Below are 17,075 nucleotides of genomic sequence, written 5' to 3'. Positions count from 1 at the left end.
CGATCGTGGTCGCGGTCAACAAGATCGACGTCGAGGGCGCGGACCCGGTCAAGGTGCGATCGACAGGTGCGGGGCCGCGGGCGTCGCGGGGCCTCGGGATGGCGGGCGGTCAGCCCTTGCGCCCCCGGTTGCCCGGCCGGTTGGCGACCCAGACGCGGATGGTGTCCGCGTACCAGTAGGGCTTGCCGCCCTCGACGTGGTCGGGCTGGGGCAGCAGGCCGTGTTTGCGGTACGACCGGACGGTGTCCGGCTGTACCCGGATGTGTGCGGCGATCTCCTTGTAGGACCAGAGCCTTCTGTCCGTCATCTGTGGCACCTCCCTGCGGGCGCCGCGGCGGCGGCCCGGGAGGGCCGTCGGGGGAGCCGCGGCGGGACGCTGGCGATCACTGAGCCTGTGCCCGGACAACGACGCTGAGTGAGCGGCGGGGAGCGGCTGTCGAAGGGCTGTGACGGAAGTCCCGCGTAGTGGAGACAAGTGTGACGATGAAGAGACCCCTGTTACACACGTGGCATCGTCGTGTCCGGTCACGCGCCGCAGGAGCGGAGGAAGCGGCGCGTCCGCTCCGCGATGGGGTACGGCTTGTCCGGCGGGCACGGGTACATGTCCTGCTCGACGATGGCGAAGAGGTCCACGTCCAGCGCCTGGGCCGCGGCCAGCACCGGTTCGAGCGCGGGCACCCCGGCGGGCGGCTCGCACATCACGCCGCGCGCGACGGCCGGCCCGAAGGGGGTGCCCTCGGCGATGACCTGGGCCAGGATCCCGGGATCCACCTGCTTGAGGTGGAGGTAGCCGATCCGTTCTCCGTAGGTCTCGATGAGCTTGACGCTGTCGCCGCCACAGTAGGCGTAGTGCCCGGTGTCCAGGCAGAGGGCGACCAGCCCGGGGTCGGTGGCGTCGAGGAAGCGGGTGACGTTCTCCTCGGTGTCGATGTGCGTGTCGGCGTGCGGGTGGACGACGATGCGCAGCCCGAAGCGGTCCTGCACCTCCAGGCCCAGGCGCTCCGTCAGGCGGGTCAGGTCGCGCCACTGCTCCGGCGTCAGGGTCCGGTCCTCCAGCACCCGGCCGGTCTTGTCGTCCCGCCAGAAGGACGGGATGACGACCAGGTGGTCGGCGCCCATGGCCCGGGCGAGGGCGGCGTTGTCGGCGACGTGCGCCCAGGTCTTCTCCCAGACGGTCTCGCCGTGGTGCAGCCCGGTGAAGACCGTGCCGGCCGACACCTTGAGGCCCCGGCGCGCGGTCTCCTCGGTGAGCCGCGCCGGATCGGTGGGGAGGTAGCCGTACGGACCGAGTTCGATCCACTCGTAACCGGCTGCGGCCACCTCGTCCAGGAAGCGTTCCCAGGGGACCTGCCGGGGGTCGTCGGCGAACCACACGCCCCACGAGTCGGGGGCGGAACCGATCCGGATACGGGACAGCGGCGGCGGTGACTGCGGCGTCATGGGCGCCAGCTTGGAGGCGGGCGGAGGACAGCGTCAAGGGATAGTCCGAATGTAAGGACAAAATGTTGACAGGTGTTGCGGGGGCGGCTAGACCTGACCGCGGTGCCGATGTGAAGGGGACATGGATGGCGATCGATCCGTACGACCTGATCACCATGGGGCGCATCGGGGTGGACCTCTACCCCCTCCGCACGGGCGTGCCGCTCGCCCAGGTGGACGCCTTCGGCAAGTTCCTCGGCGGATCCGCCGCCAACGTCGCCGTCGCCGCCGCCCGCCTCGGCCGCCGTACCGCGCTGATCAGCCGCACGGGCGCCGACCCGTTCGGTGACTACCTCCACCAGGAGCTGCGGGCGTTCGGCGTCGACGACCGCTGGGTGACGCCCGTCGAGGCCTACCCGACACCGCTCACCTTCTGCGAGATCTTCCCGCCCGACCACTTCCCGCTCTACTTCTACCGGCAGCCCAAGGCCCCGGACCTGGAGATCCACGAGCACGAGCTGGACCCGGCCGCCATCGCCGCCGCCCGCGTCTTCTGGATGACCGGCACCGGCCTGTCCGCCGAGCCCAGCCGTACGGCCACCCTCGCGGCCCTCGCACACCGGGCCGCGCGCGGCACCACCGTCTTCGACCTCGACTGGCGGCCGATGTTCTGGTCCGGTGCCGACAGCGCCCGCCCGCACTACCGCGAAGCCCTCCGGTACGCCACCGTCGCCGTCGGCAACCTCGACGAGTGCGAGATCGCCACCGGCGAGCGCGAGCCGTACGCCGCCGCCCGCGCGCTGCTCGACGCGGGCGTCCGCCTCGCCGTCGTCAAGCAGGGTCCCAAGGGCGTCCTCGCCGTGGCCGCCGACGGCGAGACCGCCGACGTACCGCCCGTCCCGGTGGAGGTCGTCAACGGACTGGGCGCGGGCGACGCGTTCGGGGGCGCCTTGTGCCACGGCCTGCTCGCCGGCTGGGACCTGGAGCGGACCGTCCGGTACGCCAACGCCGCCGGCGCCCTCGTCGCCTCGCGCCTCGCCTGCTCCTCCGCGATGCCGTTCCCGGACGAGGTGGAGCAGGCGCTCGAGGGTGAGGGCGGCGGCACGCCGTGAGCATCGACCTCGCGCACCTCGTCGCGGTCCGCACCCGCCACCCCGAGGCCATCGCCGAGGCCGCCGCCCGCCGCCGTCGCCGTCCTCTGCTCGACGCCTCGGGCCGCGACTCCGGTTCGGGCCCCGGCCCCGGTCTCGGCCCCGGCCCGGGTCTCGGCCCCGGTCTCGGCCCCGGTTCGGGCCCCGGCTCCGGTCTCGGCCCCGGTTCGGGCCCCGGCTCCGGTTCGGGCGAAAATCGCCGCCAGAGCCCCCGCCCCCGGCCCGCGGGCCCCGGAAACCCCGCCCACCACGGTCGTCTCATGATCGTCGCCGCCGACCACCCCGCCCGTGGCGCCCTCGCCGTCGGTGACCGCCCGCTCGCCATGGCCAACCGCCTCGATCTGCTCGAGCGCCTCTGCCTCGCGCTCTCCCGCCCCGGCGTCGACGGTGTCCTCGCCACCGCCGACATCCTCGACGACCTGCTCCTCCTCGGGGCCCTCGAGGAGAAGGTCGTCATGGGCTCCATGAACCGCGGCGGCCTCGCCGGCGCCGCCTTCGAGCTCGACGACCGCTTCACCGGCCACCGCCCCGAGGACCTGGCGCGCCTGCGCTTCGACGCCGGCAAGCTGCTGCTGCGCATCGACCCCGACGACCCCGGCTCCCTGACCACCCTCCACTCCGCCGCCCGCGTCATCGACGCCATGGCCGCGCGCCGGCTCCCCGTCTTCGTCGAGCCGTTCCTGTGCCGCCGCGACCCGGACGGCCGCGTGCGCAACGACCTCGGGGCCGACGCCGTGACCACCTCCCTCGCCATAGCCTCCGGTCTCGCCGGCACCTCGGCGTACACCTGGCTCAAGGTCCCCGTCACCGACGACCCGGACGACATGGCGCGCGTGATGGAGGCCTCCACCCTCCCCGCCGTGCTGCTCGGCGGAGAGGTCGGCCACGACCAGGACGCCACGTACGAGAAGTGGCGCAAAGCGCTGCACCTGCCCACCGTCCAGGGCCTGGTGGTGGGACGCTCGCTGCTCTACCCGCCCGACGGCGATGTGGCGGCCGCCGTCGACACGGCCGTGGGCCTGCTCTGAGACGACGAGCGACGAGACGGCGAGCGACCAGACGACGAGCGACCAGACGGCGAGCGACGAGACGAGACACCGAGGGGTACGCAAGGACCATGCGCGAACGACGGCAGCTGTACGTACCGAAGGGCGCGGCCGCCGACGGCCCGTACGCCCTCCACATCGACCCCGCGTACGCCGGCTGGGCCCACTCCGCCCTCCGCGTCCTCGACCTCCGCCCCGGCGAGGTGCACGAACTCGCCACCCGCGACACCGAATGGATCGTGCTTCCGCTGACCGGTGGTTGTACGGTGCAGGTGGACGGGGGCGAACGCTTCGAACTGGCGGGCCGCGCAAGCGTGTTCAGTGGCGTCTCGGACTTCGCGTACGTACCGCGTGACGCCCACGCCCAGATCGCCTCCGGCGCGGGAGGCCGTTTCGCCCTGGCAGGAGCGAGGTGCGAGCGACGACTCCCCGCTCGCTACGGCCCCGCGCCGGAGGTCCCGGTCGAGGCGCGCGGCAGCGGCACCTGCGCCCGCGAGGTGCGCAACTTCGCCGCCGCCGACGCCTTCGACTGCGACCGGCTCATCGCCGTCGAGGTCCTCACTCCCGGGGGCAACTGGTCTTCCTATCCGCCGCACAAGCACGACGAGCACCTCCCCGGCGAGGAGGCGGAGCTGGAGGAGATCTACTACTTCGAGATCGAGGGCGACGGGCTGGGCTACCAGCGCGTGTCGCCCTCCCGCCCCGGCGGCGCCGACGTCCTCGCCGAGGTCCGCACCGGCGACGCCGTCCTCGTACCGGACGGCTGGCACGGCCCGTCCATCGCCCAGCCCGGGCACACCATGTACTACCTCAACGTCATGGCCGGGCCGGGCGACGAACGGGAGTGGAAGATCCGCTTCCATCCCGACCACCGCACGGAGGGATACCGATGAGCAGCCGCACGACCGGTACGCGACGACTCACCACCGCCCAGGCGCTGGTCGCCTTCCTGGCCCGCCAGTACACCGAGCGCGACGGGCGGCGCCACCGGCTCGTCAACGCCACCTGGGGCATCTTCGGCCACGGGAACGTGGCGGGCATCGGCCAGGCGCTCGTCGAGTACGCGGATGAGATGCCCTTCCTCCAGGGCCGCAACGAACAGGCCATGGTCCACGCCGCCGTCGGCCACGCCCGCCAGTCGAACCGCCTCTCCACCCACGCCGTCACCACCTCCATCGGCCCCGGCGCCACCAACCTCGTCACCGGTGCCGCCCTCGCCACCGTCAACCGCCTGCCGGTGCTGCTGCTCCCCGGCGACACCTTCGCCACCCGCCCCGCCGACCCGGTGCTCCAGCAGCTCGAAGTCCCCTATGCGGGTGACCTGTCCGTCAACGACACCCTGCGCCCCGTCTCGGCGTACTTCGACCGCGTCACCCGCCCCGAGGCGCTGATCCCGGCGGCGCTCCAGGCGATGCGCGTCCTCACCGACCCGGCCGCCACCGGTGCCGTCACGCTGGCGCTGCCGCAGGACGTCCAGGCGGAGGCGTACGCGTGGCCGGAGGAGTTCTTCGCGGAACGCGTCTGGCGGGTGCGCCGCCCACAGCCGGACCCTGCCGAACTCCACGCCGCGGTGCAGGCCGTCAGGGCGGCGTCCCGGCCGCTGATCGTCGCGGGCGGCGGCGTCCACCACAGCCGGGCCGAAGCCGCCCTCCGGGAGCTCGCCGAGGCGACCGGCATCCCGGTCGCCTCGACTCAGGCGGGCAAGGGCTCGCTGCCGTACGACCACCCGGCCGACGTCGGCGGCATCGGCCACACCGGCACCGCCACCGCCGACCACCTCGCCCGCACCGCCGACCTCGTCATCGGCGTCGGCACCCGCTACACCGACTTCACCACCGCCTCCTCGACGCTCTTCGCCCACCCCGGCGTCCGGTTCGTCAACCTCAACATCACCGGCTTCGACGCCCACAAAATGGCCGCGCTGCCCCTGGTCGCCGACGCCCGCGCGGGGGTGGAGCACCTCGCCGCCGCCCTGGAGGGGCACACCGTCCCGGCGTCGTACGCGGCCGAGTACGCCCGGCTCAAGGCCGACTGGGAGTCGCGCGTCACCGCCGCGTACACGCCGGCGAGCGACGACGCGCGCCCCACCCAGCCGCAGGTCCTCGGCGCACTCGACACCCTGGTCACCGGGGACGACATCCTGATCAACGCCGCCGGCTCGCTCCCCGGCGACCTGCACAAGCTGTGGCGCGCCCGCTCCCGCGACCAGTACCACGTCGAGTACGGCTACTCCTGCATGGGCTACGAGATCCCCGCCGCCGTCGGCGTCGCCCTCGCGGCCCCCGGGCGCCCGGTCTGGGCCCTCGTCGGCGACGGTACGTACCTGATGAACCCCACCGAAATCGTCACGGCCGTCCAGGAGGGCATCCCCATCAAGGTGGTGATCCTCCAGAACCACGGGTACGCCTCGATCGGCGGCCTGTCCGAGTCCGTGGGCGCCGAGCGGTATGGCACCGCCTACCGCTACCGCGCCCCCGACACGACGTACACCGGCGCGACGCTCCCGGTCGACCTCGCCGCCAACGCGGCCTCCCTCGGCATGCGCGTCCTGCGCGCGCAGACCGTCCGTGACCTGCGGGAAGCCCTCGCCGAAGCGCGGGCGTCGACGGTTCCCACATGTGTCTACGTGGAGACCGAAACGGCAGACACAGTGTCGGGCGCGCCCCCCGCCGAGGCATGGTGGGATGTGCCCGTGGCCGAGACCGCGTCCCGCACGGCGGCGGTCAAGGCCCGCGAGGAGTACGACCGGCATGTCGCAGCCCGACGCCGCCATCTGTGAAGCATCTGAAGGAGCTTTCGTCATGACGAAGACCGTCAACCACTGGATCGGTGGCAAGTCCGTCGAGGGCACGTCGGGCAACTGGGGCCCGGTCACCGACCCGGCGACCGGTGCCGTCACCACGAAGGTCGCGCTCGCCTCGGCCGAGGAGGTCGACGCGGCGGTGGCCTCCGCCAAGGCCGCGTACGCCACCTGGGGCACCTCCTCGCTGGCCCAGCGCACCGGCATCCTGTTCAAGTACCGCGCGCTGCTGGACGCCCACCGCAGCGAGATCGCCGACCTGATCACCGCCGAGCACGGCAAGGTCCACTCCGACGCGCTGGGTGAGGTCGCGCGCGGCCTGGAGATCGTCGAGCTGGCCTGCGGGATCACCGTCCAGCTCAAGGGCGAGCTGTCCACCCAGGTCTCCAGCCGCGTCGACGTCGCCGCCATCCGCCAGCCGCTCGGCGTGGTCGCCGGCATCACGCCGTTCAACTTCCCGGCGATGGTGCCGATGTGGATGTTCCCGCTGGCCATCGCCTGCGGCAACACCTTCGTGCTGAAGCCGAGCGAGAAGGACCCGTCCGCCGCGAACCTGCTCGCCGAGCTGGCCTCCGAGGCCGGGCTGCCCGACGGCGTGCTCAACGTCGTCCACGGCGACAAGGTGGCCGTGGACGCCCTGCTGGAGCACCCGGACGTCGCGGCCGTCTCCTTCGTCGGCTCCACGCCGATCGCGAAGTACATCCACACCACCGCCTCCGCCAACGGCAAGCGCGTACAGGCGCTCGGCGGCGCCAAGAACCACATGCTCGTCCTCCCGGACGCCGACCTCGACGCGGCCGCCGACGCGGCGGTCTCGGCGGCGTACGGCTCCGCGGGCGAGCGCTGCATGGCGATCTCGGCGGTCGTCGCGGTCGGCGCCATCGGCGACGAGCTCGTACAGAAGATCCGCGAGCGCGCCGAGAAGATCAAGATCGGTCCCGGCACCGACCCGACGTCCGAGATGGGTCCGCTGATCACGGCCGCCCACCGCGACAAGGTCGCCTCGTACGTCACCGGCGCCGCCGCCCAGGGCGCGGAGGTCGTCCTCGACGGCACCGGCTACTCGGTCGACGGGTACGAGAACGGCCACTGGATCGGCCTGTCCCTGCTCGACAAGGTGTCGACCGACTCCGACGCGTACCGCGACGAGATCTTCGGCCCGGTGCTGTGCGTGCTGCGCGCCGACACCTACGAGGACGGCGTCCGCCTCATCAACGACTCGCCGTTCGGCAACGGCACCGCGATCTTCACCCGCGACGGCGGCGCCGCCCGCCGCTTCCAGCTGGAGGTCCAGGCGGGCATGGTCGGCGTGAACGTGCCGATCCCGGTCCCCGTCGGCTACCACTCCTTCGGCGGCTGGAAGGACTCCCTCTTCGGCGACCACCACATCTACGGCAACGACGGCGTGCACTTCTACACCCGCGGCAAGGTCGTCACCACCCGCTGGCCCGACCCGTCCGAGGCCCCGGCGGGCGTGGACCTGGGCTTCCCGCGCAACCACTGACGCCTTCCGCCCCGCTTCCCTCCCGTCTCGTTTCCCCCCGCCTCGTTTCCCTTCGTCGTTCCTCTCGCCCGTCCTCCACCCCGCGTTCGGCGCTCCCGCCGCGCGGGGTGGACGCATGTCCGGAGCCGGCAACGTGCCGGAGTCGGCAACTTACGTTCTCACCTGGGCGTTTCGGTCAGCGGTGGCGGGAGGGGGAGTGCGGAATCCGAAGCTCCGAATGATCTGGACACGTCACCACGCGGGTGTCATGATCCATTCGCGTCGGATCGATCACGAAGCAGCTTCCACATCACTCTCATTCCTGGGGTGGACTCTGTCCACGCCCGGCGAAAGGAATCACGATCATGTCTGCAATGTCCGGCAGATCCGTACGCCGTACCGGCTTCGCGGCCTTCGTCGCCCTCGTCCTCGGCCTCGGGCTCGGCTCCACCCAGGCGTGGGCCTACTACGCCTGGAACAGCGACGACTACGCGGTGACCTACAACTCGGACACCCAGGTCAAGGTCTGCGACATGGAGGCCGACACCAACGCCGTCGAGGCCGAGTACTGGCGCAACTACGCCTCGTCGTCCAGCCACCTGTGGGACACCGACGGCGCCGGCCCGGACAACTGCAAGTACAGCGGCACCGGCAACGCCGTCTACAAGATGCGCGTGTGTGAGCAGCGCTTCGCGGAGCCGGACTCCTGCGGCAGCTGGGCCTACCGCCCGTAGCCGAAGCAGGATGCGCCCGTCGCCGGACACGGCGCGGGCGCATCCACCCGCGTACCACTGGGGGCTCCCCGGGAGCCCGCCCCCCACACTCACCAAGGAAACCCCGGTGAAGCCACCCGTTCTCCGCCTTCGTGGCGTCCGGTACGACCTGCCCGACCGCCCGCTCCTCACCGGAGTGGACCTCACCATCGCCGACGGCGAGTCCGTGGCGCTGATGGGCCCGAGCGGCAGCGGCAAGAGCACCCTGCTGTCCTGCGTCCTCGGGCTGGTCCGGCCCGACGACGGTGTGGTCGAGGTCGCCGGCACGGACACCACCCGGCTGCGCCAGGCGGCGGCGGCACGGCACCGGGCACGGAACATCGGGATGGTCTTCCAGTTCGGTGAGCTGCTGCCCGAACTCACGCCACTGGAGAACGTGATGCTCGCCGCGATGCTGGCCGGTACCGGGCGGGCCCAGGCCCTGCCCCGCGCCACGGAGCTGCTGGGCGAGCTCGGGATCGCCGCCGACTCCACCGCCACCGGAGCGCTCTCGGGCGGGGAGCGCCAGCGCGTCGCGATCGCCCGCGCGCTGGTGAACCGACCCCCGCTCGTCCTGGCCGACGAACCCACCGGCGCGCTCGACAGCGAGAACCGCGACGCCGTCGGACGGCTCCTGTACGGGGTGCCCACCCGCTGGGGCTGCGCGCTCCTCGTGGTCACCCACGACCAGGAGCTGGCGGGCGGCGCCGACCGGCTGGTCCGCATCGCCGACGGCGCCATCGCCGAAGACACCCGCCCGGCACAGGAGGCCCCGGCGTGGCGCGGCTGAACGCACCGGACGCCCCGGAGGCATGGGACGCGCGTGACGTGCGGGACACACCGGAGGCGCGTGACGTGCGGGACGCACGTGACGCACGAGATGCAGAAAGCGCGCGGGGCCTGGCGCGCCAGTTGGCCGCCATGGGTACGCAGGCCGCCAAGGGAGGCCCGGGCCACCGGCTGCGCGCCGTCGCCCTCGCCCTTGCCACCGCGTTCCTCGGCTACGCGGTCGCCGTCGTGGTCGTCGCCCTGGCCGCGTACGACGTGCAGAGGGAACACGAGCGGGCCCGAGCGCCGCGTTTCATAGGCGAGTTCCCGGGTGAGAAGCCGGCCGCGCAGTGGCGCGAGAGCGGTGACACGGTCGACGGACTGCAGCACACGGTCGTCTTCGTCGAGCCGCTGACCGCGGACGCGCCGCCGCCGCCCGGTGTCCCGCGGTGGCCGGCGCCGGGCAGCGCCGTGCTGTCCCCCGCCCTCGCCGAGGCCGGCGCCGACGCGGGCATCGCGAGCCGTTACGGCCGGGACGCCGGACGGATCTCCGCCGCGGGACTCACCTCGCCGTCGGAGCGGCTGGTGTACGTACGGCCCCCGGCGGGCTCGGGGGAGTGGGACGAGAGCAGCCGGATCTCCGGCTTCGGCGATGAGCGGCCGGTGCTGTTCGGCGACTCGGTCACGGTGCTCGGACCCGACAAGTTCGTCCCGGCGGCGATCGGCTTCCTGGGGCTGCCCGCGGCCGTCCTCGCCGTGATCGCCGCCCGCTGCGGCTCCGCGGCCCGGGACCGGCGTACCGCCGTGCTGCACGCCCTCGGCGGGCGCCGGCGGCATCGCGCCCTGCTGAGCCTGGGCGAGGCGGCGGGGCCCGTGCTCGCCGGTGCGGCCCTCGGCCTGGTGCCGCTGACGGTCCTCGCCGCCACGGACGTCACCCTGCCCTTCACCGGCTACCGGCTCGCCTCCGCAACCGTGCTCGGCCGGCTCCCCCTGGTCTTGTCCGCGATCGCGGTCGCGGCGGCCACCGTGCTGTTGTGCGCCGTGCTGCTGAACCGGGCGACGGGGGACGGGCGTTCGCCGCGGACCGCTACCGACCGGCCGGTCAAACGGCGCTCCATCATGCTGTGCGCGCTCGGCATCGGACTGTCCCTGCCGGTCGATCTCGGTCCCCTGAGCCCCCACTACCGGGTCAGCCTCGCGCAGTACGCACTGGGCACGGTGCTGACCCTCGCCACCCTCCCCGCGGTCGTCGCCTGGGCCATGACCGGGTTCGGTCGGTTGCTGGCCCGCCGGGCGGGCGCCAAGGGCTGGTGCGGCGCGCTGATCGCCGGACGCTGGCTGCACACCCACCCCGCCGTGATCGCCCGACTCGTCGTCGCCGTGGTGGTGGGCCTCGGCCTGGTCAGCCAGGTGCAACTGTGGACGAGCCGGACCACCGGGGCCGCGGCGGAGGCGAGGGACATGTTCGCGGCGCTCGGGGACAGTGTGCTGGTGGTCCGTACGCGACCGCTGGAGCCCACGCGACTCGACGCCTTCCAGCGGGAACTGGGGCCCGGCCGCGTGGTGTTCTCGCTGCGGCGGGATCCCACGGGGGAGTCCGTGCTGACCGGCCCCTGCGCGGCCCTGGCATCGGTGGGCCAGCCCTGCCCCGGCCGCCCGACCGCCCTGCGGGAGGCCGGTGACCGGCGGCTGACCGAACTCCAGCGCTGGGAGGCCGGGCGGGACGGTCTGCGGGTGGTCACCGGCGCGGTGTCCGTGCCGCGCCCGTCCGCCGACTCGGCGGTCGAGCACCGGCTCGTGGTGATCTCCGCGCGCGGGGACACCGCGGCGGGGGCCACGGTGCGCCGCGCGGCCTACCGACACCTCGGCATGGCACCGGTGGCCGACGTGCTGGGCGGGTCCCAGGTCGGCGGCGACATCCAGTACGAGGCCGTCGGGCGATGGGTGGTACTGCTGGGCCTCGGCGGCATGCTGGTGACGGCGCTGGCGGCGGCGGTGAGCGCGCTGGCGGAGTTCGGGCGCTTCGCCGACCGGCTGGCCCCGATGGGCGTGCTGACCGGTGAGGGCTCCGTCTTCCGCTCGACGGCCCTGTGGTACCTGTCGGTTCCGCTCGCCGCAGCCGGGGTCGCCGCCGCGGTGGTCTGCACGGTTCTGGGCTACCCCATGGTGACGACGGGCGGCGCGCGGCCGTCGCCCGAGCTGGTGCTCCTCGCGCTGTTCGGCAGTCTGCTGCTGGCCGGGTGCGTGGGCGTGGCGGGCGGCCGCGGCGTGGTCGTACGGGCCCGCCACTGGCGCCCGAAGGCCGACTGACACCGACCGCGCACGCCCGGCGGCTCCGGGCTTCCGGGGGAGTGGCGGGTGCTCCGCCAGGAAACGACTGGCCCCGACCGGGGTCGGCCGTTGATCCTTTACCTGATGAACGAGCACGAGCACGAGCACGAGTCCGCGAACAAGAACGCGAACGACAACGCGAACGACAACGCGAACGACAACGCGAACGACAACGCGAACGCCGACACGGGCGAGCCGAAACACCGGATCCGGGCCCTCCACACCGAGGACACGATCACCGTCTACCAGGCGTACAGGCCCGCCATCGGCGGCCCCGCCGCCCGCGACGGCCGCTTCCCCGACGTCTGGAAGCGGGACCGGATGACCTGGATCAAGCCGAGCTTCCTGTGGATGATGTACCGCTGCGGGTGGGCGACCAAGGAGGGCCAGGAGACGGTCCTCGCGGTCGAGATCACCCGCGAGGGCTTCGAGTGGGCGCTGCGCCACGCCTGCCTGTCGCACTACGTGCGGGGCTTCCACCCCGACCAGGCCACCTGGAAGCGGGAGCTGCGCCAGTCGCCCGCCCGTGTCCAGTGGGACCCCGAGCGTGACCTGCGTCTGGCGCCGCTGCCGTACCGCTCGCTCCAGCTGGGCCTGGCGGGCGAGGCGTCGGCCCGGTACGCCGACGAGTGGACGGTCTCCATCCGCGACGTGACGCCGCTCGCGCACGAGGTCCACGCCCTGGTGCGCGCCGGCGACCTGGAGGGCGCGGCACGGCTGATGCCCGAGGAGCGTCCGTACCCGGCGGGTGCGGAGCTCCTCGGGCACCTGGTCCCGTGAGGGTTCTGGAGGGTTCTAGAACAGCGAGTACAGCAGCCTGTTCGGGGAGCCGGTGAGGGCGTTCTGCACCTTGCCGGTCGTCGCGCCGTTCACAAGAGCGGTGCTCACCTGCGCCGGGGACGCGGTCGGGTTCCGCGACAGGTACAGGGCCGCCACACCGGCCGTGTGCGGGGCCGCCATCGACGTACCGGAGATCGTGTTCGTCGCCGTGTCACTGGTGCGCCAGGCCGAGGTGACCTTCACGCCGGGCGCGAAGAGGTCCAGACAGGTGCCGTAGTTGGAGAACGAGGCGCGCTTGTCCGCGCTGTCGGTCGCGCCCACGGTGATGGCCTCGGGGACGCGGGCCGGGGAGGTGTTGCAGGCGTTCTCCGGCAGGCCCAGGATGTTGCCGTTGCCGGCGGCGATCGTGTACGAGACGCCGGAGGCGATCGACCGCTTGACGGCGTTGTCGAGCGAGGTGTTGGCGCCGCCGCCCAGACTCATGTTGGCGACCGCGGGCTTGACGGCGTTGGCCGTCACCCAGTCCACACCCGCGATGACCCCGGCCGTGGTGCCCGAGCCGTTGCAGTCCAGCACCCGGACCGCGACCAGCTTGGCGGCCTTCGCCACGCCGTACGTCCTGCCGCCGACCGTACCGGCGACGTGCGTGCCGTGGCCCTGGCAGTCCTGGCCGTTCTGCCCGCCGCCGACGGTGTCGGTGCCGACCACCGCGCGCCCGCCGAACTCGCTGTGCGAGGTGCGGATGCCGGTGTCGATGATGTAGGCGTTCACGTTCGACGCGGAGGTGTTGTACGTGTACGTCGTCGACAGCGGCAGGCTGCGCTGGTCGACGCGGTCGAGGCCCCAGGTCGCGTTCGCCTGGGTGGCGTTGAGACGGACGGTCTCGTTCTGCTCGACGTACGCGACCCTCGGGTCGGCGGCGAGGGCGGCCGCCTTCGCCTTCGACAGGGTGGCGGAGAACCCGTCGAGGGCGCTGCGGTACTCGTGCCCGGGCGTGACGCCGAGGTCGGCGGCGCGCGTGGAGCCGTCCTTGAGGACGACGATCCAGCTGTCGGCCACGGCGGTTTCCGCGGGGGCGAGACGGAGGTCGCCGACGGGCGCGCCGTGCGCCGTGGGGAGGGCGGCGAACTGCAGACCGGCCGTGAGGGCGATGACGGGTATCAGCGCGCCGACGCGGCGCCGGAACCTGCGGGTGGGGGCTCTCATCTCGTGGGCACCTGACCTTTCTTCTACCGGACGGCCCCACAGCGTCTCGGCTGGTCATGTACCGCACAATAGTGCTAGCGGTTCCTCCCAACTTCGTCTCCGAATTCCCACGTCAGCATGGCGAATTCTCCATCGTCGGCCGCGCCCGCCGAGCGGTACGTCGCCAGGGCCGGGCCGTTGTCCGTGTCCACGCCGACCCACATGCCGTAGCCGCCGCGCGCACGGGCCTCGGCGGCGAGCGCCTCGGTCAGCGCCCGGCCGATGCCGCGCCGCCGGTACCGCTCGTCGACGGACAGCTCGTACAGGCACATCTCCATGCCCTTGTCCGGGTGCAGCATCTCGACGCCCGACACCATCCCGGCCGGCACGCCGTCGTCCGCGTACGCGATCAGCACGAGGTGGCCGGGAGCGGCGAGGAACCGCTCGGCCCACTCGGGGCGGGCCGGCCCGTCGTAGAGGTGCTCGGCGGCGACGAGTTCGGCGACGGTCGTGGCACGGCGGATCTCCATCGGGTGCTCCTGACATACCGCGGCTGGTGTACGGCGACGGTAGTGCGTACGCCGCAAGGAGGTGCTCCGGCTCCGCCCGGCGGCAGCGGACGGGCGGGCCGGGGGGACCGTAGGGTCTAGGCATGCCAGGCATGCAGATCCGACTACGCCGCGCCGCGTGGGCCCTCGTCTCCGCCGTCGTGCTGCTCGCGGGCGCCGGCACCTGGACCGCCGTCGCCTCGGACGACGAACCCGCCCCCCACCGCGAGGACCGGGTGCTGGAGATGGAGGGCGCGGGGATCGACACGTCGTTCTTCACCGCCGGTCCCGACGACGGCCGCCGCCCCGCCGTGCTCCTCGGGCATGGCTTCGGCGGCAGCAAGGACGACGTACGCGCCCAGGCGGAACGGCTGGCGAAGGACGGCTACGCCGTGCTCACCTGGTCCGCGCGCGGCTTCGGCGGCTCCACCGGGCGGATCGGCCTGAACGACCCGGAGTTCGAGGTCAAGGACGTCTCGCGGCTCATCGACTGGCTCGCCAAGCGCCCCGAGGTGCGGCTCGACGCCCCGGGCGACCCGCGCGTGGGCGTCTCCGGCTCCTCGTACGGCGGGGCCATCTCGCTCCTCGCCGCCGGCCACGACGAGCGGGTCGACGCGATCGCCCCGCAGATCACCTACTGGAACCTCGCCGACGCCCTCTTCCCCGACGGCGTCCTCAAGAAGCTGTGGGCGGGCATCTTCTTCACCACCGGCACCGCGGCCCAAGGCGGCGGGGCCACCGCCTGCGGGCGGTTCCAGGACGAGCTGTGCCGCATGTACGAGCGGGTCGCCGTCACCGGGAAGCCCGACGCGGCCGCACGCGAGCTGCTGGCCGCGCGCAGCCCCTCCGCCGTCGCCGGGCGCATCAAGGTGCCCGCGCTCATCGTGCAGGGCCAGTCCGACTCCCTCTTCCCGCTGTCGCACGCGGACGCCATGGCCCGGGCGATCCGCGACAACGGCGCACCCGTCGCCGTCGACTGGATCGCCGGCGGCCACGACGGCGGCGACCGCGAGACCGCCCGCGTCGAAGCGCGCATCGCCGACTGGTTCGACCGGTACCTGAAGCAGGACACCGGCGTCGACACCGGCCCCGCCTTCCGGGTCAGCCGCACCGGCGGCGTCGACTCCACCGACGGGCAGGCCCAGCTGCGCGGCGCCACCGGCGGCACGTACCCCGGGCTGCGCGGCGGCACCCGCACCCTCGCCCTCGCCGGCCCCCCGCAGACCTTCCGCAACCCCGCCGGCGCCAATCCGCCCGCCATCTCCACCGTGCCCGGCATCGGCGCCGGACTGTCCCGGTTCTCCTCCTTCGGCGTCGGCCTGTCCCTCGACTTCCCCGGGCAGCACGCCCGCTTCGAGTCGGCACCCCTGACCGAGCCCCTGCGCGTCACCGGCTCGCCCACCGTCCGCGTCAAGGTCGCCTCCGACAGCGGCGAGGCGGTCCTCTTCGCCAAGGTGTACGACGTCGGCCCCGACGGCCGCGGCCAGGTGCTGCCCGCCCAGCTCGTCACCCCGGTGCGCGTGGAAGCCACCGGCCCGGGCGGCAAGGGCGGCCCGGGAGGCAAGGGCGGCAAGGAGGTCGAGCTGACGCTCCCCGCCATCGACCACGAGGTGGAGGCCGGGCACCGGCTGCGGCTCGTCCTCGCCGCCACCGACCTCGCCTACGCCTCCCCGGTCGCCCCCGCGGCGTACACCGTCGAGCTGACGAGCGGACTCTCCGTCCCCACCGCGCCCGGCGTCCGCACGCAGGCGGCGGGCCTGCCGTGGTGGGTGTGGGGCCTGCCGGCCGGCGGCGCCCTGATCGCCGCCGCCCTGCTCCTGACCGCCCGCCGCCGCACCGCCGCGCCCGCCCCCGACCCGGCGCTCGCCGACGTCCCGCTCACCATCAGCGGCCTGACGAAGCGGTACGCCAAGTCCGCCGACAGGTACGCCGTCCGCGACCTGTCCTTCCGCGTCGAGAAGGGCCAGGTCCTCGGGCTCCTCGGACCCAACGGCGCCGGGAAGACCACCACCCTGCGCATGCTCATGGGCCTGATCACCCCCGACGCCGGAGAGATCCGCGTCTTCGGCCACGCGATCCGGCCCGGCGCACCCGTCCTGTCCCGGGTGGGCGCCTTCGTCGAGGGCGCGGGCTTCCTGCCGCATCTGTCCGGCCGGGAGAACCTGGAGCTGTACTGGCGCGCCACCGGCCGCCCCGCCGAGGACGCGCACCTGGAGGAGGCCCTGGAGATCGCGGGCCTCGGCGACGCCCTGGCACGCGCCGTACGGACGTACTCGCAGGGCATGCGCCAGCGGCTCGCCATCGCCCAGGCCATGCTCGGCCTGCCGGACCTCCTCATCCTCGACGAACCGACCAACGGACTTGACCCGCCGCAGATCCGCGAGATGCGCGACGTGATGATCCGGTACGCGGCCGGGGGTCGGACCGTCATCGTCTCCTCCCACCTCCTGTCGGAGGTCGAACAGTCCTGCACCCACCTGGTCGTCATGGACCGCGGCCGGCTCGTCCAGGCGGGCCCGGTCGCGGAGATCACCGGCGCGGGCGACACGCTGCTGGTCACCACGGACGGTGAGGTGCAGGGGCCGCTGGTCGAGAAGGTCGGCGCGCTTCCGGGCGTCGACTCCGCGGTGCGCACCGACGGCGGGCTGCTGGTCCGCCTGGACGGCACGACGACCACGGCCGCCCTGCTCGCCGAACTCGTCCGGCTCGATCTGCCGGTGACCGGAGTCGGCCCGCACCGCCGCCTGGAGGACGCGTTCCTCACCCTGATCGGAGGAGGATCCGCGTGACGACCACCCCGGCCACCACCCCG

The 17,075-nt window shown here is 73.2% G+C and carries 14 protein-coding genes; 10 read left to right on the top strand and 4 right to left on the bottom strand.

Translation table 11 applies throughout. From position 1 onward, the window contains the following. Nucleotides 1–109: 109 nt before the first annotated feature. Nucleotides 110–307 (bottom strand): MerR family transcriptional regulator, encoded by a 198-nt coding sequence (locus tag AB0A69_RS32205; protein ID WP_355360774.1) that lies wholly within the window; start codon nucleotides 305–307, stop codon nucleotides 110–112. 218 nt (nucleotides 308–525) lie between these two features. Continuing rightward, a complete protein-coding gene (locus AB0A69_RS32200; protein WP_361429365.1) occupies nucleotides 526–1,440 on the bottom strand; it encodes a sugar phosphate isomerase/epimerase in 915 nt (304 codons plus the stop codon). Between the two features lie 125 nt (nucleotides 1,441–1,565). Between AB0A69_RS32200 and iolC the strand changes: the two genes are divergently transcribed. The 9 genes from iolC (at nucleotide 1,566) to AB0A69_RS32155 (ending at nucleotide 12,530) form a co-directional block, all read left to right on the top strand. Further along, nucleotides 1,566–2,531 carry a 5-dehydro-2-deoxygluconokinase gene (gene iolC, locus AB0A69_RS32195; RefSeq protein WP_361429363.1) on the top strand — a complete coding sequence of 322 codons (966 nt, stop codon included), beginning with the start codon at nucleotides 1,566–1,568 and terminating at the stop codon, nucleotides 2,529–2,531. Next, complete coding sequence (locus AB0A69_RS32190) at nucleotides 2,528–3,598, top strand: deoxyribose-phosphate aldolase (RefSeq protein WP_361429361.1); 1,071 nt, start codon at nucleotides 2,528–2,530, stop codon at nucleotides 3,596–3,598. Before iolC ends, AB0A69_RS32190 begins: the two co-directional genes overlap by 4 nt. Before the next feature lie 89 nt (nucleotides 3,599–3,687). Further along, nucleotides 3,688–4,509 carry a 5-deoxy-glucuronate isomerase gene (gene iolB / locus AB0A69_RS32185; protein ID WP_361429359.1) on the top strand — a complete coding sequence of 274 codons (822 nt, stop codon included), beginning with the start codon at nucleotides 3,688–3,690 and terminating at the stop codon, nucleotides 4,507–4,509. Next, a complete protein-coding gene (gene iolD, locus AB0A69_RS32180) occupies nucleotides 4,506–6,395 on the top strand; it encodes a 3D-(3,5/4)-trihydroxycyclohexane-1,2-dione acylhydrolase (decyclizing) (RefSeq protein WP_361429357.1) in 1,890 nt (629 codons plus the stop codon). Before iolB ends, iolD begins: the two co-directional genes overlap by 4 nt. Before the next feature lie 22 nt (nucleotides 6,396–6,417). Continuing rightward, entirely contained in the window at nucleotides 6,418–7,920 is a 1,503-nt protein-coding gene (mmsA, locus tag AB0A69_RS32175; RefSeq protein ID WP_361429355.1) for a CoA-acylating methylmalonate-semialdehyde dehydrogenase, read from the top strand. A gap of 344 nt (nucleotides 7,921–8,264) precedes the next feature. Next, entirely contained in the window at nucleotides 8,265–8,633 is a 369-nt protein-coding gene (locus AB0A69_RS32170) for a hypothetical protein (RefSeq protein WP_361429353.1), read from the top strand. 106 nt (nucleotides 8,634–8,739) lie between these two features. Next, nucleotides 8,740–9,441, top strand: coding sequence for an ABC transporter ATP-binding protein (locus AB0A69_RS32165; protein ID WP_361429351.1), 702 nt, complete (start codon nucleotides 8,740–8,742; stop codon nucleotides 9,439–9,441). Then, complete coding sequence (locus AB0A69_RS32160; protein WP_361429349.1) at nucleotides 9,429–11,729, top strand: hypothetical protein; 2,301 nt, start codon at nucleotides 9,429–9,431, stop codon at nucleotides 11,727–11,729. Before AB0A69_RS32165 ends, AB0A69_RS32160 begins: the two co-directional genes overlap by 13 nt. A gap of 105 nt (nucleotides 11,730–11,834) precedes the next feature. Next, nucleotides 11,835–12,530: a DUF4291 domain-containing protein gene (locus AB0A69_RS32155; protein WP_361429347.1), complete on the top strand. Its 696-nt coding sequence runs from the start codon at nucleotides 11,835–11,837 to the stop codon at nucleotides 12,528–12,530. 15 nt (nucleotides 12,531–12,545) lie between these two features. On the opposite strand, the gene AB0A69_RS32150 is transcribed toward AB0A69_RS32155, so the two are convergent. Together AB0A69_RS32150 and AB0A69_RS32145 are read right to left on the bottom strand one after the other, a co-directional pair. Beyond that, nucleotides 12,546–13,736 carry a S8 family serine peptidase gene (locus tag AB0A69_RS32150; RefSeq protein WP_361429345.1) on the bottom strand — a complete coding sequence of 397 codons (1,191 nt, stop codon included), beginning with the start codon at nucleotides 13,734–13,736 and terminating at the stop codon, nucleotides 12,546–12,548. Nucleotides 13,737–13,810: 74 nt separating this feature from the next. Continuing rightward, complete coding sequence (locus AB0A69_RS32145) at nucleotides 13,811–14,245, bottom strand: GNAT family N-acetyltransferase (protein WP_361429343.1); 435 nt, start codon at nucleotides 14,243–14,245, stop codon at nucleotides 13,811–13,813. A gap of 131 nt (nucleotides 14,246–14,376) precedes the next feature. Between AB0A69_RS32145 and AB0A69_RS32140 the strand changes: the two genes are divergently transcribed. After that, entirely contained in the window at nucleotides 14,377–17,052 is a 2,676-nt protein-coding gene (locus tag AB0A69_RS32140; RefSeq protein WP_361429341.1) for an alpha/beta fold hydrolase, read from the top strand. The last annotated feature ends 23 nt before the right edge of the window (nucleotides 17,053–17,075 follow it).

This window comes from Streptomyces sp. NPDC045431, assembly GCF_040646655.1.
Lineage (GTDB): Bacteria > Actinomycetota > Actinomycetes > Streptomycetales > Streptomycetaceae > Streptomyces.
Note: the sequence above shows the minus strand (reverse complement) of the source record. Positions and strands in the feature narration are given on the sequence as shown.

Excerpts from the sequence above, each read along its gene's own strand:
- AB0A69_RS32205 (WP_355360774.1), bottom strand. The coding sequence starts at position 307 with ATGACGGACAGAAGGCTCTGGTCCTACAAGGAGATCGCCGCACACATC.
- AB0A69_RS32200 (WP_361429365.1), bottom strand. The coding sequence starts at position 1,440 with ATGACGCCGCAGTCACCGCCGCCGCTGTCCCGTATCCGGATCGGTTCC.
- iolC (WP_361429363.1), top strand. The coding sequence starts at position 1,566 with ATGGCGATCGATCCGTACGACCTGATCACCATGGGGCGCATCGGGGTG.
- iolB (WP_361429359.1), top strand. The coding sequence starts at position 3,688 with ATGCGCGAACGACGGCAGCTGTACGTACCGAAGGGCGCGGCCGCCGAC.
- iolD (WP_361429357.1), top strand. The coding sequence starts at position 4,506 with ATGAGCAGCCGCACGACCGGTACGCGACGACTCACCACCGCCCAGGCG.
- mmsA (WP_361429355.1), top strand. The coding sequence starts at position 6,418 with ATGACGAAGACCGTCAACCACTGGATCGGTGGCAAGTCCGTCGAGGGC.
- AB0A69_RS32170 (WP_361429353.1), top strand. The coding sequence starts at position 8,265 with ATGTCTGCAATGTCCGGCAGATCCGTACGCCGTACCGGCTTCGCGGCC.
- AB0A69_RS32155 (WP_361429347.1), top strand. The coding sequence starts at position 11,835 with ATGAACGAGCACGAGCACGAGCACGAGTCCGCGAACAAGAACGCGAAC.
- AB0A69_RS32150 (WP_361429345.1), bottom strand. The coding sequence starts at position 13,736 with ATGAGAGCCCCCACCCGCAGGTTCCGGCGCCGCGTCGGCGCGCTGATA.
- AB0A69_RS32145 (WP_361429343.1), bottom strand. The coding sequence starts at position 14,245 with ATGGAGATCCGCCGTGCCACGACCGTCGCCGAACTCGTCGCCGCCGAG.
- AB0A69_RS32140 (WP_361429341.1), top strand. The coding sequence starts at position 14,377 with ATGCAGATCCGACTACGCCGCGCCGCGTGGGCCCTCGTCTCCGCCGTC.